This is a genomic window from Streptomyces sp. NBC_00028 (assembly GCF_045041065.1).
Classification (GTDB): Bacteria; Actinomycetota; Actinomycetes; order Streptomycetales; family Streptomycetaceae; genus Streptomyces.
Genome location: NZ_CP108293.1, coordinates 200472 through 215002 on the forward strand (window position 1 = coordinate 200472; position 14531 = coordinate 215002).

Consider the following 14531-nt stretch of genomic DNA (forward strand, 5'->3'; position numbering starts at 1 on the left):
GTTGACCTCCCCTTTCCTCATCCAACAGCAGTCTCTCCGGCGTTGTCCGGCGTAGTGCTGTCTGGAGATGTGGCGCCGCTCGTGTTAGGCGTCGAGATTCTCCAGCTCGTCGAGGTCTACCACACGCTCGTCCTCAGTCGCCGAGCCGTGCTCGGCCTGCTGCCAGTCGACCGCCCGGGAGATCCTCGGCGATCGTCACGGCTACCTTCTTCGTCCCCATGCAACAGACCCTGTTCCGCGGATCGGCCCGCATACGCTCTCAACCGTCGACGATGCGGCCGAGTCTGGCGCGCAGTTCGTCGGTGCCGGGCTGGTCGAACCCTTCGAGGATGTCCAGCGCGGCCCGCCAGGCGACGGCGGCGGCCTCGGGCTCGTCGGTGGCGTGGTGGGTGTCGCCCAGATGGGTGAGGGTTGCGACCTCGCCGAAGCGGTCGCCCACCTCTCGGAACAATTCCAGGGCCCGGCGATAGCAGTCGAGAGCCTGGTTGTGGTGGCCGAGCTGCTGGTGGGCGTAGCCGTAGGTGTCCCAGGCGGCCGCCTGCAGCATGCCGTCCCCGGTGTCTTCGAGCAGGCTCAGTGCCTCTGCGCATCGGGGGAGCGCCCGGGGGTCGCGTTGCGTGGCGTAGTACCAGCCGAAGTTGTTCAGCACCCGGGCCTGCCCGCCCTGGTGCCCGGCGGTCCGGAAGTCCTCGAGAGCCTGCACCAGATGGTCCCTGGTGTCGTAGTGGCCCTCCAGGGAGTGCGCGGCAGCGATCGTGGCCCGGGTGTCGCCCTGGCCGACGAGGTCGTGGGTACGGCTGAACAGCTCCAGGGCCTGGTCGAGGTGGGAGTGGGCCTCGTCCAGGCGCCGCAGTCTGATGTGGGCGTGGGCGAGTCCGACGTGGGCGTGGGCCTGGCCGGTTTCGTCGGACGAGCGGCGGGCGGCGGCCAGGCCGATGTGCTGACTGGTCAGGAAGTCCTGCGCCGTGCCGCGCCGCTGAAGGTAGGTGGCGAGGCCCCGCGCCAACTGCCAGGCATGCGTGTCCATTTCCGTGTCGGCTGCCTGGCGCAGGACGGCGAGAAGGACGGGGAGTTCCGCGGCGAACCAGGCAAGGGCGTCAGCCCAGTCGGTGAACCGCACGCCGCGTACTCCTGGCCCGGTCGCGAGCCGGACGATGCGCGGACGGTACGGTTCGAGCACTTGATCAGCGGTGTGGGCGGTGGAGACGTAATGGTCGAGCAACCGGTGTACGGCAGGCCGTTGCTCGCCGTCCGCGTCGAGGGTGCTTGCCAGTTCGGCGGCGTAGGCACGTAACAGATCGTGCAGGGCGTAGCGGTCGGGGAAGCACTCGGTGACGAGGTGTGCGCGGCTGAGTTCCGCCAGCGCGTCCCGCACCTCGTCGGGGCCGAGTCCACCGAGGCTGGCGGCGGCTGGGGTGGAGATTTCGGGTCCGGGGTGCAGGCCCAGCAGGGCGAACAGCCGGGCGGCGCCCGGACCGAGTGCGTCGTAGGACCAGGAGAACACCCGACGTACGTCCGCGGCTGCGTCGTCGCCGTCGCCCGCGAGCGCCGCGAGGCTGCCGCGGGCGGCGGCCAGGTCGGCGGCGAGTCGGGTGAGGGAGAGCGTTGGCCGGATCGTGGCGCGGGCGGCGGTGACGGCCAGGGCTAGCGGGAGGCGGGCACAGCGGGTGGCGATCTCCGTGACCGCGTCCGGTTCGGCTGTCAGCCGGTGTTCGCCGATGCGGCGGGCCAGCATCTCGCGGGCCTCGGCCGGTGAGAGCAGGCCCAGGGCGATGGGGTGGGCGCCCTCGGTGGCGACCAGGCCGGTGAGCCGGTTCCGGCTGGTGACCATGGCAAGGCAACCCGCTGAGCCGGGCAGCAACGCCCTGACCTGGTCGGCGTCGGCGGCATTGTCCAGCACGACCAGGACGCGCCGCCGGGCCAGCAGACTGCGGTAGAGGCCCACCCGCGCCTCGAAGTCGACCGGGATGCCCTCAGCCGGTATACCCATCGCCTCAAGGAACCCGCGCACCGCCCGGTCGGGGGTGACGGCGGCCCCCGAGGGATCGAAGCCGCGCAGATTCACATACAGCTGGCCGTCCGGGAAGCGGTCGGTCACACCATGGGCCCAGTGCACGGCCAGGGCTGTCTTTCCCACGCCCGCCGTCCCCCAGACGACGGCGACGACCGCTGCCGCCGACGGCTCCGTGGTTGCGGTCAACAGGTTGTCCAAAAACGCCAGTTCCGTGTTCCGACCGGTGAACGCCGCTGTCCTCAAGGGCAATTGAGCCGGGACCGTGTGATACAGGGCTGCTTCGGCCACGCCTTCGACGAGCGCGGCTGCGGATCGGGCGGGCAGGACGGGAGCGTCGCGCAGGATCGCTTGATGCGCCTGCTGTGCCTCGGACCCCGGATCCGTGCCCAGCTCCTCGGCCAGCCGCTTCTGGAGCACGGTGTACAGGGTCAGGGCTTCAGGCCCGCGCCCGGCGAGCTGCAGTGCCCGCATCAGCGCCACCGTGAGGGGCTCGACCAGCGGATACTCGGCGACCTGGCCGGTGAGCGTCCCGATCACCTCCGCCGGACGGCCGAGCCGTAACTCGGCATCGGCCCAGACCCGGGTGGCCTCAATCCGCTCCTGCACCCAGCTGCCGCGGGTGCGCTCCGCCCAGGCTCCGGCCAGCCCCGCCAGCGGCTCACCGCGCCAAAGCCCGAGTGCCGCACGCAACATCACGACCCGTTCGGCGTCCGTACGGTCCTGGACCCGGGCCTGTTCGACTAGTTGACGGAAGCGAAGCAAATCGACGTCGGCGGGCGGAACGTCGAGCACGTACCCGCCGGGTCCCCGCCGCAGCTGCGGCACGGTGTCGGTGCCGGCACCGCCGGAAGGGACCAGACCTTTCAACGTCCTGCGGATCCGCGAGATGTACGCATAGAGAGAGGGCCGCGCCTGAGCGGGCACGTCCTCCCCCCAGACCCGGTCGATCAGCGTCGACATCGACACCCAGCGACCGGCGTCCACCACCAGCGCCGCGAGGACCGCGCGTTGTCTGCCTGGCCCGGGATCCGCGCACGCGCCGTCGGCGCCACGGATCTCAACCGGGCCCAGCAACAGAAATCCCGACATGCGCTTCCCCCGAAAGCCACTCCCCCGTGCCCGTCCCCCGGCGGTGGTCCACGCCGGCCGACGTCGCTGACCAGTAAAGCAAGGTTCGAGCAAGGTTCCCGCCCACATTCGAGCCACACCGTAGGGACAGCACTTGGGAGATCGACCGGACCGGCAGGAGCCAGTCGTCCGTTCAAAAGGGGGAATGCATGGTGCGTTGCCAAAGTGTTGCTGTCGCCGGGATCACTGGGCTTGCGGCGCTCGTCACGGCCGTCACGGTGCTGACGGGGTGCCTCGCGGACACCGGCGCCGACACCGCGGGTCCGGTACCGGGGCGGGAGCTCACACGGGCCGAGGAGCGTCGGCTGGAGCAGGCCGAACACCTCCTGATCCAGCAATGCATGGCACGAAAGGGCTTCGAGTACCACGTATGGCCCCAGGTAGACCCCGACACGGACCGCGCCTTCAGATATCGCGTCGTGCAGGACGACATCGCATGGGCGCACGAGCACGGATACGGCGAACAACTCCGGCGGGCGTTCTTCAGGATGAAGAAGCACAACGAACGCCTCGCCGCCCAGGACACCCTGACTCCCGCCCAGCACGAGCGCTACACCACGGCACTTCTGGGCAGCCCCAGCACACCGATGCTCACGGTACGACTGCCGTCCGGCGGAACTGTGCGCAGCCCGAACGGCGGCTGCACGGGCACCGCACGCACGCAACTGTACGCCGATGCCAAGGCCTACTACGAGGCCGACAGGGTCGCCACCGACCTCGCCACGGCATACGTACCGAAGGTCATGCGCGACCCCCGGTACACCGCCGCGCTGCGGGCCTGGTCCGGATGCATGCGCAAGGAGACGCAAGGTGCCTACGCCGACCCGGACGCGGCCCGCGCCGACGTGAGGAAACGGGCCAAGGGACTCAGCCCCTCACGAGCCCACGAGCTCGAAGTGGAAGTCGCCGTCGCGGAGGCCACATGCGCCCACAGGACATCACTGCGCTCCACCCTGACCGGGCTCGACCGAGAGTACGGAGCCCCTTGGCGCAAGCGGTACGCCGACGAGATCACGACGAGCAACCGCTTGAAGCTGGCCGCGCTGCGCCGGGCCGACGATCTCGCCCCTGGAACCTGATCCATGTTCGCCCCCAGACCTCGGCCAGCCAATCGGGACTCGGCCGACCACCAAAGAGAACAAGGAGGCACCATGCACAAGATCCGCGTCCTTCTCGCGGCAGCATCCGTGACCGCGGCAGCAGGCACCCTGCTCGCGGGCCCTGCCCAGGCAGCCCAGGACAGTGTCACGGGCACACACTGCGACAGCCTGTACCGCTCCTACAGCGGTGACGGCTACGTGCGGGCTTACGACGCGGTGGACTGCTATGAGCAGCTCGGCGCGGCCCAGGGCGACGACATCAACTGGAACGATGTCTCCGGACCGTTCCGAAGCCCGTCCAACGACAAGGCGACATCGCTGCTGAACACCGGCACCTACGCCGGCGGCGTCAACAACGTGCAGTTCTGGGAGAACGCGGGTCCCGGAGGACACACGGGTTGCCTGCGCTGGGGCGAACTGTACGTCGATGACCTCCGGGACAACGCCCTGGTGTCGGGCAGCAGCGTGATCAACGCCAACAACAAGATCAGCGCCCACCGCTGGTCATCGGGTTGCACCAATCCCTTGACCTGACCCCATCATTAAACTCACGCGACCACACCAGAGGGCCATCCGCAATTCCACGGATGGCCCTCTGACCAGCGACGGGGTGGCCAGCAGGCATCGTGGGGCCGGTGCCGACGCGGACGTCGATGCCAAGGCGAGACAGGGCCCGGATCCGCAGGATCTCCCCAAGCGGCGTGTGCCGGTGCCGTGACGGCGCAGCGCGCCCTTCGGCTCGACCAGAGCCACGGTCGGCGGCACGGCCTGCACCACCGGCGAGAAGTCCGCCAGCACGTTGTCGAACAGGGATCGTCTGGTGCGCGGTTGAACTGTCCGCGGGATGGAGTACAGCGCCATGGGGATCACTCGCGCGCGTGCCACGAGGAGGCGGTGTACACGTGTTGACGGGGCCGCTCGGGTTCCCGGCAGCAGCTTGCTGCTCGTGCTGTCGCTCGGATTGGACTTTGCCGGAGGGCGGCGGTCGTTCCGTAAGGGGGCGGTGGTCTTTTCGTCGATGCGTTGCAACTGCCCGGTGTGCCTGACCCGTAGGGAGCGGGACAGTGGGTGGGGCGTGTTCGCGTGGGCGAGCCTGTCGGGGCTTCAGGATGCGGGTGGGCGGTTTGCGCTGGTGCCGGAGCGGGGTGTGAGTGTTGACGGTGCGGCTTGGTGCGGCTGGTCAGCCTGCTCTGTCACGTGGGGGTGGGTTGCTGCGAGGCTGGCCAGGAGCTTGAGGCGGTCTTCGGAGGGGCTGCCGGGTTCGGCGGTGTAGAGGGCCAGGTCGTGCATGGCCCGGTGGGACAGGGTCAGGTCCAGGGACTGGTAGGTCAGCTCCAGGTCACCGACCTCGGGTGCCACAGTCGTTTGATGCCGTCGTGGCGGATGCGGACGTCGTGGGCGGCCCATTGGCGGCGGAAGTCGGGGCTGAGGGTGGACAGTTCGCCGATGAGTTCGCGCAGGTCCCGGTCGTGGGGCTCGCGTCCGGCTTCCGCGCGCAGCAGTGCGGCGGTGACGGAGGCGGCGGCGTCCCAGTCGACGAAGAACTGCTGGGAGCCGGGGTCGAGGAAGGTGTAGCGGGCGGCGTTGGGCCGGCTGTGCTTGTCGGTGGTCTCGCTTGCGAAGAGCGGCGCGTGCAGGGCTCGGGCCAGCGAGTTGCTGGCGACGACGTCCTGGCGGCCGTTGCGTACGAAGGCGGAGGACATCGTCGTGGAGTCGAGCAGCCACTGGACGCGGGGCGAGCATCCCTGCGGCGTGACGGGGTGCGGCGGGCGGTCGGCGCGGGCCAGGTCGAACAGGTAGGTGTGTTCGTCGTCGTCCAGCTCCAGGGCATCGTCGCCGTCGGCTCCAGCTTCACGCTGTTGCTGGCGGCACGGTTCCTGACCGCGATCGCCGTGTTTCTGGAGGCAGTGGTGGAGCTGACCGATCATACGATTTAAGAGGTTGCGCTGAGCGGCCGCGTGCCAGTCTCCGTGTTCGTCACGCCGCCGCCGGTAGGGCGCGTTGGCGCCGGGTGAGGCGGTCATGGTGGAGAACGCCCAGAGGTAGCCGACGTGGTTGAGCCGATCGTTCCTGACCCCATCGGCGTGTGACGCTCGACTTCTTTCCGAAGGCCCGGGTGATGGATGATGAACCCGCATACGCCTTCAGGCCGCGACCGTCCGCGAACCGTGTGCGGTCGTCCCCGATCTCGGCACCCGGGCGCCGAGCTGGGTGCCAAGCCCGGGGAAGCTCAGGATCACGTCAGCTTCCGGGTGCCGAGGGAACACCTCCTCCACCGCCCTGGCAAGGTCGTCGGTGGCCACGCAGGCGACCTCCAGTTGGCCCAGAAGGGCGAGCATCTGCTGGCCGAGCGCGTCCTCGAGCAGGGGCAGCTGGTGGGCGACGTCGCCGCGGAAGACTTCATGGATCCGCTCGGCCTCGGCCTCGATGCCGCGTTTGGGGCCGGCTCGCTTGAGTGCGCTGACAATCTGCGTCCGGGTAAGTTTCGCGGCCCTACCCGGGGTAGGCGCGGGGGCCCGGACCCAGCACAGGGAGTCTTCCTCACCTACCGGTGCGGGCGCCCATGCGTGAGCCGCCCGAACGGCGGACGGGAGAGGTCGCGGCGACGGTGGCTCCAGCAGGGCCTCCGGCAACCTTGTCGATACGTCCTGACAAAGCTATTGACATCACCCCGAGGCCATTTCATAGTACCTGCACTAGCGCGCGCTAGTAACGCGCTCTAGACAGTCAGCAAGGCGGCATCACCCACCGCTGCCTCGGACAACCTTCTCTTCTGCCGCACAGGTCACCCCGAACCCCACTGCCCGACCAGCAAGGCAGCGACCCCGATTCCCACCATGCGCACAGTGAGGTGCAAGGGACATGCACAGATACCACCGAGCCGCCGCTCTCACCGCCGCCGTACTGGCCGGCACCCTGTTCGCCGCCGGCTGTTCCAGCAGCTCCGGCGGCAAGAAGTCCGAGGAGAGCGCCGCCGGCGTCTCGGCGGGCAAGGCGAGCACTCCCCAGATGACCGTCGCCATGGTCACCCACGCCTCTCCCGGCGACACCTTCTGGGACCTCATCCGCAAGGGCGCCCAGGCCGCCGCCGCCAAGGACAACATCAAGCTCGTCTACTCCAGCGACCCCAGCGCCGGAAGCCAGGCCAACCTGGTCCAGAACGCCATCGACCAGAAGGTCGACGGCATCGCCCTCACCGCCGCCAAGCCCGACGCCATGAAGGACGTCGTCGCCAAGGCCAACGCCGCCGGCATCCCCGTCGTCGGCTTCAACTCCGGTGTCGACGACTGGAAGAAGCTCGGCATGCTCGAGTACTTCGGCCAGGACGAGAACATCGCCGGCCAGGCCTTCGGCGCACGCCTCAACACCCTCGGCGCCAAGCACGCCCTCTGCGTCATCCAGGAACAGGGCCAGGTCGCCCTGGAGGCCCGCTGCGCCGGTCTGAAGAAGGGCTTCAGCGGCAAGACCGACATCCTGTACGTCAACGGCACCGACATGCCGTCGGTGAAGTCGACCATCACCGCCAAGCTCAGCGCCGACTCCTCCATCGACCAGGTCGTCACCCTCGGCGCCCCGATTGCGCTGACCGCCGTCCAGTCGCTCTCCGACGCGGGCAGCAAGGCGAAGATCGCCACCTTCGACCTCAACAAGGAACTCGTCAAGGCCGTTCAGGACGGCACCATCGAGTTCGCCGTCGACCAGCAGCCCTACCTCCAGGGCTACCTCGCCGTCGACTCCCTCTGGCTGTACAAGACCAACGGCAACGTCAGCGGCGGCAGCACCGCCCCGGTCCTGACCGGCCCCGCCTTCATCACCAAGGACAACGCCGACTCCGTCGCCGCCTTCGCCGCCAAGGGAACCCGGTGATGAGCACGGCCCAGCACGCCGAGCCGGCGGTGACCACACCGCCGGCCCCCGGCCCCGCCAAGGAAACCGACGGGCGGACCCGGCAGCGCCCCCTGGCCGTCCGCCTCCTCGCTCGCCCCGAGGTGGGGGTCTTCGTCGGCGCCGTCGCCGTGTTCGTCTTCTTCCTGATCGCCGCGCCCCCGGTCCGGGACGGCAGCTCGATGGCGAACGTCCTGTACCAGTCGTCGACCATCGGGATCATGGCGTTGCCGGTCGCGCTGCTGATGATCGGCGGCGAGTTCGACCTGTCGTCCGGTGTCGCGGTGGTCACCTCGGCACTGACCGCGAGCATGCTCGCCTACCAGCTGAGCATGAACATCTGGGTCGGTGTGATCGCCGCCCTGATCGTGTCCCTCGCCATCGGGTTCCTCAACGGCTGGCTGGTGGTCAAGACCGGACTGCCCAGCTTCCTGATCACCCTGGGCACCTTCCTGATCCTGCAGGGCGTCAACCTCGCGATCACCAAACTCGTCACCGGCAACGTCGCCACCGACGACATCAGCGACATGGACGGCTTCGGCCAGGCCAAGTCACTCTTCGCATCCTCCTTCGACATCGGCGGCGTCGATGTGAAGGTCACCGTGGTGTGGTGGCTCGGCTTCGCCCTGCTCGCCACCTGGGTTCTGCTCCGTACCAGGTACGGCAACTGGGTCTTCGCGGTCGGCGGCAACAAGGACAGCGCCCGGGCCGTCGGTGTCCCGGTGACCTTCACGAAAATCTCGCTGTTCATGCTGGTCGGCTTCGGCGCCTGGTTCGTCGGCATGCACCAGCTGTTCTCCTTCAACACCGTGCAGTCCGGCGAGGGCGTGGGCCAGGAGCTGATCTACATCTCGGCCGCGGTGATCGGCGGCTGCCTGCTGACCGGCGGCGCCGGTTCGGCGATCGGGCCGGTGTTCGGGGCGTTCATGTTCGGCATGGTGCAGCAGGGCATCGTGTACGCCGGCTGGAACCCGGACTGGTTCAAGGCCTTCCTCGGCGTGATGCTCCTCGGCGCCGTCCTGATCAATCTGTGGATCCAGCGCTCGGCGACCCGGAGGTGACCGATCCGATGACAACCACCAACGAAACCATGCGCGACGAAACCACACCGAAGGACCCGGCACCTCAGGACGCCAGGCCAGTCGTCGAATTGAAGGGCACCGGCAAGTCGTACGGCAACATCCGGGCGCTGCATGGCGTCGACCTCAAGGTCTCCCCCGGCCGCGTCAGCTGTGTGCTCGGCGACAACGGCGCCGGCAAGTCGACCCTGATCAAAATCATCTCCGGACTGCACCAGCACACCGAGGGCGAGTTCCTCGTCGACGGCGCCCCGGTACGCTTCTCCACCCCGCGCGAGGCCCTCGACAAGGGCATCGCCACCGTGTACCAGGACCTCGCCGTGGTCCCGCTCATGCCGGTGTGGCGCAACTTCTTCCTCGGCTCCGAGATCACCAAGGGCCGCTGGCCCCTGCGGCGCCTGGACATCGAGAAAATGAAGGAGACCGCCGACCACGAACTGCGCGAAATGGGCATCGTCCTCGACAACATGGAACAGCCCATCGGCACGCTCTCGGGCGGCCAGCGCCAGTGCGTCGCCATCGCCCGCGCCGTCTACTTCGGCGCCCGGGTACTGATCCTGGACGAGCCGACCGCCGCCCTCGGCGTCAAGCAGTCCGGCGTGGTGCTGAAGTACATCGCCGCCGCCCGCGACCGCGGCCTCGGCGTCATCTTCATCACCCACAACCCCCACCACGCCTACATGGTCGGCGACCACTTCAGCGTCCTGCGCCTCGGCACCATGGAGCTCAGCGCATCCCGCGACGAGGTCGGCCTGGAGGAGCTGACCAACCACATGGCCGGCGGCGCGGAACTCGCCTCGCTCAAGCACGAGTTGGCGCAGGTGCGCGGAGTGGATGTGGAAGGGCTGCCGGAGGAGGAGGACCTGACCGCATCCAAGTGAAGCGCGGGCGACACTGCGGGCTGATGACAGCGGGCACCTCAGCCCATCGCCCGGAGGTGCCCTGACCTGGGTGGTCCACGGCGATCAGAGAGTCATCGAGGTGAACCGGGCCTTGCGGTCGCCCGCCACGCCGTGGCCCGTCCGGCCGTTCGCACACAACAAGAAAGGTAGGTCCGGCTTGAGCACAGTACGAATCGGAGTGATCGGCGCGGGCAACATGGGCGCCGACCATGTGCGGAACCTGCACCGCCATGTCTCCGGCGCGGTCGTCACCATGGTCGCCGACATCGACGCCGACCGGGCGGCCGCCGTGGCGGGCGAGGTCCCCGGCGCGCGTGCCACCAGCGATCCGTACGCCGTGATCGATGATCCGGAGGTCGACGCCGTCGTCGTCGCCTCGCACGACAGCACCCACGCCGATCTGTGCGTCGCAGCGATACGGGCCGACAAGCCCGTCCTGTGCGAGAAGCCTCTCGCCCCGACACTGGGCGAGTGCGTCCGCGTCGCACAGGAGGAGCTGCGGGCAGGCCGCCAGTTGATCTCGCTGGGCTTCATGCGCCGCTTCGACCCCGCCTACCTGGAGCTGAAAGAGACTCTGAGCGCCGGTCTCCACGGGGCGCCGCTGCTGCTCCACTGTGTCAGCCGCGGCGTCTCCTCCGCTCCTGGGGCCACCGACGAGTCGAGCGTCACCGGGTCGGCCGTCCACGAGTTCGACACGGTCGCCTGGTTGCTCAACTCGCCGATCACCGAGGTCGGTTGGCACGCGCCGCGCGCCACGAGGGCGGTGACCGGCTTGCGGGATCCGCAGCTGATGCTGTTGCGCACCGCAGACGGGGCACTGACCACCGTCGAGGTGTTCCTCAACGCCGGCTACGGCTACGACATCCGCTGCGAAGTGGCCTGCGAGCACGGCACCCTGGCCCTCGCCAACCCCGCCCGCCTGGTCACCGACTCGGCCCGAGCCCGCTTTGTCGGCTACCCGGCCGACTGGCGCCCTCGGTTCGCCGACGCCTACCGCCTCGAACTGCAGGCCTGGACTGACGCCGTAGCGGCTGCCAGTCCTTCGCCGCTGGCCACCGCCCACCAGGGACTGATCGCGAGCGCCGTGGCCGATGCCGTCATCACGTCCATGCGGAGCGGGGGCCGGACCGTCGCCGTCCAGGTTCCGGAGGTCTGAACATGCCCGCCTTCCCCACCGCCCTGCCCGCCCCTCGCACCCCGGACCCGATGGAGGCTCCCGCACTGCGCTGGGGGGTCCTGGGCACCGGCTGGATCGCCGAGCGCTTCGTGCGTTCCGTGCAATGCCACACCCGCCAGCGCTTCACTGCTGTCGCCTCCCGCGATGCCTCCCGTGCCAAGGATTTCGCGGACCGGTTCGGTGTCCCGCACGCGTACGGTTCCTACCAGGAGCTGGCCGCGGCCGCCGACGTGGATGTCGTCTACGTCGCCACCGAGCACACCGCCCACCTCGACTGCGCCCGGATCGCCCTCGACGGCGGCAAGCACACACTGGTGGAGAAACCGCTCGCGCTCAACGCCTCCCAGGCGACCGAGATCGCCCGGCTCGCGGCGGAACGCGGCCTGTTCTGCGCCGAGGCCCTGTGGACGTACTTCCTTCCCAGGTTCGACGTCGTGAGGCAGATCCTCGACTCCGGCGTCCTCGGCGACGTACGTACCGTCCTGGCCGAACACGGCGAGCACTTCACCGGTGACCATCGCATCCTCCGCCCCGACCTGGCCGGCGGCCCGCTCCTCGACCTCGGCACCTACCCCTTGTCCCTCGCCGTGGGGATCCTTGGCGCTCCCGCGGAGGTGCTGGCATACGCCGAGCCGCATCCCGCCGGCGTCACGGGCCAGGTGTCCGCCCTTCTGCGGGCCGCCGACGGCGGGCAGGGCGTCGTCCACACCACTTTGTTCAGCGACACCCCCACCGCGGCCACGATCGCCGGCAGCCGGGCCACGCTGAGCCTGCCCGGCCCCTTCTACCAGCCCGGCGAGGTGGTGCTCACTCCGGTGGGTGGCGGCACACCGCTGACCCGCACCGAGCCGCACACCGCGCACGAGGCGCTGCACTACGAAGCCGCGGAGGTGGCCCGCTGTGTCAGCGCGGGCCTTCTCCAGTCACCGCTGCGCCCCTTGGTGGACTCCGTGAATACGCTGCGCGCGATGGACGAGATCCGTCGGCAGTGCGGCATCGCCTTTCCCGAAGAGACCTGACGGCGTCATGCCGCCGCCGGAGTGGCGCTCATTCCTTCGGCGGTGGTCCGCTGGTTCCGCGCACGACCAGTTCCGGCTCCAACACCGCCTCCTGCGGCTCCCGTTCGCGGTCCTCCAGCCGCTCCACCGCGAAGCGCACAGCGTGCTCGGCCATGCGCGCCGCGTCCTGGCGCACGGTGGTCAGACCGATCGGCATCAGATGGGAGAGATGGCTGTCGTCGTATCCGATCACCGACATGTCGCGGGGGACCTCGACGCCGGCCCGGGTCAGCGACATCAACAGGCCCATTGCGCTGCGGTCGTTGCCGGCCAGGACGGCGGTCGGCAGTGGCCGCCCCTCGTCGTGCTCCGCCACCAGGAGACGGCCGGTCTCGATGCCGGACGCTTCCGTGTGCTCACCGGGGATGACCCGCTCTTCGGCCATGAGTCCGTGTCGGCGCATCGCCGCCCGGTATGCGCGTCGCCGTTCCGCCGAACCGGGCCCCCGGCCGCCGTCGATGTGGACGATCCTGCGGTGCCCCAGCCCGACGAGGTGGTCCATCGCCTGGTGGACTCCCCTGGCTTCGGCGGAGTGCACGAAGTCGACATGGGCGTGAGGGACCCGCCGGCTCACCGAGACGGCGACTGTGCGGCGCCCCAGTTCGCCGAGGAAGGACGGCTTGGCGAAGGAGCCGAGCACGATCACCGACTCGCAACGGTGGCTGAGCAGCGCTTCGACGGCCTTCTCCTCACTGCGGCTCTGCGCGGCGCCGGACAGCAGGACCTCGTAACCGAGGCGTTCGGCCTCCGGATAGATGGCCTCGATGAGGTTGGTGTGGAAGGTCTGTTGCAGGGTGAACATCACGCCGAGGGTGCGGCTGCGGCCGCGCGCCAGCAGCCGGGCGGCACTGTCGGGCCGGTAGCCGATCTCGTCGGCGACCCGCAGTACCCGCCGTCGTGTCTCCTCGCCGGCGCCCACCTCACCGCGGAACACGATCGAGACAAGTGCCCGCGAGACGCCCGCCTTCTCGGCGACGTCCGCCATCGTGGGCCGCTGCTTGCCCGATGCACCCACTGAACCCGCCCTTCCAATGCGCCCGCCCCGGCGGCGAGCTCGAAATCTTCCAGCAACAAGGTATTGACAGGACATTTGGACTGGAGTCATCGTACTCGAACTAGAGCGCGCTAGTAGAGCGCGGCAGGGACTCGTTCGTACGGGCTCCCACCCATCCTCCGAAGCGAAGGGGCACCAGCGTGATGCCGTTCGAAGTGCTGACCATCGGCCGTGTGGGCGTGGATGTGTATCCGCTCCAGACCGGTGTGGCGCTGGCGGAAGTCACCTCGTTCGGCAAGTACCTCGGCGGCAGCCCGACGAACGTCGCGGTGGCAGCGGCGCGGTACGGCCGCTCGGCGGCTGTGATCACCAAGACGGGGCGCGACCCGTTCGGCGCGTTCGTGCGCACCGCCCTTGAGGGCTACGGCGTCGACAGCCGGTACGTGGGAACGTCGGACATCGCGCCGACGCCGGTGACATTCTGCGAGATCTTCCCCCCGGACGACTTCCCGCTCTACTTCTACCGGCTACCCAAGGCCCCCGACCTGGACATCCGGCCCGACGAACTGGACCTGGACGCGGTGCGGGACACGGCGATCTTCTGGTTCACGGGCACAGGACTGAGCGAGGAACCGAGCCGTTCGGCGACCCTGGCCGCGCTGGCACATCGGGCGAAGTCCGGCCCGACGGTCTTCGACCTCGACTGGCGGCCGATGTTCTGGAGTGGCACAGCCGACCCGGCCACGGCGCGTGCCTGCTACGCAGAGGCGCTCCGGCACGCCACGGTCGCGGTCGGCAACCTCGACGAGTGCGAGATCGCGACCGGTGAGCGGGAGCCGTACGCGGCCGCGAAGGCGCTGCTGGCGGCAGGTGTGGAGCTGGCCCTGGTCAAGCAGGGCCCGAACGGCGTGCTGGCCATGGACCGGGACGGCTCGACCGCCGAGATCCCGCCCGTCCCGGTGGACGTGGTCAACGGACTGGGTGCCGGCGACGCCTTCGGCGGGGCGCTCTGCCACGGGCTGCTGTCCGGCTGGGACACCCACCGCATGGTCACCTTCGCCAATGCCGCCGGCGCCATCGTCGCGTCCCGGCTGTCCTGCTCCGACGCCATGCCCACCCAGGCCGAGGTCGACGCCAAGCTCCGCGAGGCATCTGCCGGCCCCGTCGACGCCCGCACGCAACGAAAGGCCTGAC

Annotated in this window: 12 protein-coding genes and 1 pseudogene; 8 read left to right on the forward strand and 5 right to left on the reverse strand. The window is 69.3% G+C overall.

Annotated elements, in window-relative coordinates; translation table 11 throughout:
* Positions 1-259: 259 nt before the first annotated feature.
* Entirely contained in the window at positions 260-3103 is a 2844-nt protein-coding gene (locus OG885_RS00975; protein ID WP_405724493.1) for an AfsR/SARP family transcriptional regulator, read from the reverse strand.
* A gap of 188 nt (positions 3104-3291) precedes the next feature.
* Between OG885_RS00975 and OG885_RS00980 the strand changes: the two genes are divergently transcribed.
* Both OG885_RS00980 and OG885_RS00985 read left to right on the forward strand, forming a co-directional pair.
* On the forward strand, positions 3292-4221 hold the full coding sequence (locus OG885_RS00980; RefSeq protein ID WP_405724495.1) for a hypothetical protein: 930 nt from the start codon (positions 3292-3294) through the stop codon (positions 4219-4221).
* A gap of 72 nt (positions 4222-4293) precedes the next feature.
* Positions 4294-4776 (forward strand): hypothetical protein, encoded by a 483-nt coding sequence (locus OG885_RS00985; protein WP_405724497.1) that lies wholly within the window; start codon positions 4294-4296, stop codon positions 4774-4776.
* A gap of 570 nt (positions 4777-5346) precedes the next feature.
* Here OG885_RS00985 and OG885_RS00990 read toward each other — a convergent pair.
* The 3 genes and pseudogenes from OG885_RS00990 to OG885_RS01000 form a co-directional block, all read right to left on the reverse strand.
* On the reverse strand, positions 5347-5601 hold the full coding sequence (locus OG885_RS00990) for a hypothetical protein (RefSeq protein ID WP_405724499.1): 255 nt from the start codon (positions 5599-5601) through the stop codon (positions 5347-5349).
* A complete protein-coding gene (locus tag OG885_RS00995) occupies positions 5571-5945 on the reverse strand; it encodes a hypothetical protein (protein WP_405742522.1) in 375 nt (124 codons plus the stop codon). The genes OG885_RS00990 and OG885_RS00995 overlap by 31 nt, the downstream gene beginning before the upstream one ends.
* 195 nt (positions 5946-6140) lie before the next feature.
* A pseudogene (locus tag OG885_RS01000) lies at positions 6141-6752 on the reverse strand (transposase); the annotation flags it as partial.
* A 352-nt stretch (positions 6753-7104) separates the two neighbouring features.
* Between OG885_RS01000 and OG885_RS01005 the strand changes: the two are divergent.
* The 5 genes from OG885_RS01005 to OG885_RS01025 all read left to right on the forward strand — a co-directional run bounded on the left by OG885_RS01005 (position 7105) and on the right by OG885_RS01025 (position 12304).
* Positions 7105-8109 carry a sugar ABC transporter substrate-binding protein gene (locus tag OG885_RS01005; RefSeq protein WP_405724501.1) on the forward strand — a complete coding sequence of 335 codons (1005 nt, stop codon included), beginning with the start codon at positions 7105-7107 and terminating at the stop codon, positions 8107-8109.
* A complete protein-coding gene (locus tag OG885_RS01010) occupies positions 8109-9188 on the forward strand; it encodes an ABC transporter permease (protein WP_405724503.1) in 1080 nt (359 codons plus the stop codon). The genes OG885_RS01005 and OG885_RS01010 overlap by 1 nt, the downstream gene beginning before the upstream one ends.
* Positions 9189-9217: 29 nt before the next feature.
* Positions 9218-10087 (forward strand): ATP-binding cassette domain-containing protein, encoded by an 870-nt coding sequence (locus OG885_RS01015; RefSeq protein ID WP_405724505.1) that lies wholly within the window; start codon positions 9218-9220, stop codon positions 10085-10087.
* 178 nt (positions 10088-10265) lie between these two features.
* The gene (locus OG885_RS01020; RefSeq protein ID WP_405724507.1) at positions 10266-11264 is read left to right on the forward strand and encodes a Gfo/Idh/MocA family oxidoreductase; all 999 of its coding nucleotides are present in this window, start codon (positions 10266-10268) and stop codon (positions 11262-11264) included.
* Positions 11265-11266: 2 nt separating this feature from the next.
* A complete protein-coding gene (locus OG885_RS01025; protein WP_405724509.1) occupies positions 11267-12304 on the forward strand; it encodes a Gfo/Idh/MocA family protein in 1038 nt (345 codons plus the stop codon).
* Positions 12305-12332: 28 nt separating this feature from the next.
* Here the strand turns inward: OG885_RS01025 and OG885_RS01030 are convergent, their stop codons facing one another.
* Positions 12333-13328, reverse strand: a complete 996-nt coding sequence (locus tag OG885_RS01030) for a LacI family DNA-binding transcriptional regulator (protein ID WP_405724511.1) — start codon at positions 13326-13328, stop codon at positions 12333-12335.
* Positions 13329-13540: 212 nt separating this feature from the next.
* On the opposite strand from OG885_RS01030, the gene iolC reads away from it, so the two are divergent.
* A complete protein-coding gene (gene iolC, locus OG885_RS01035) occupies positions 13541-14530 on the forward strand; it encodes a 5-dehydro-2-deoxygluconokinase (RefSeq protein WP_405742524.1) in 990 nt (329 codons plus the stop codon).
* Position 14531 lies beyond the last annotated feature (1 nt).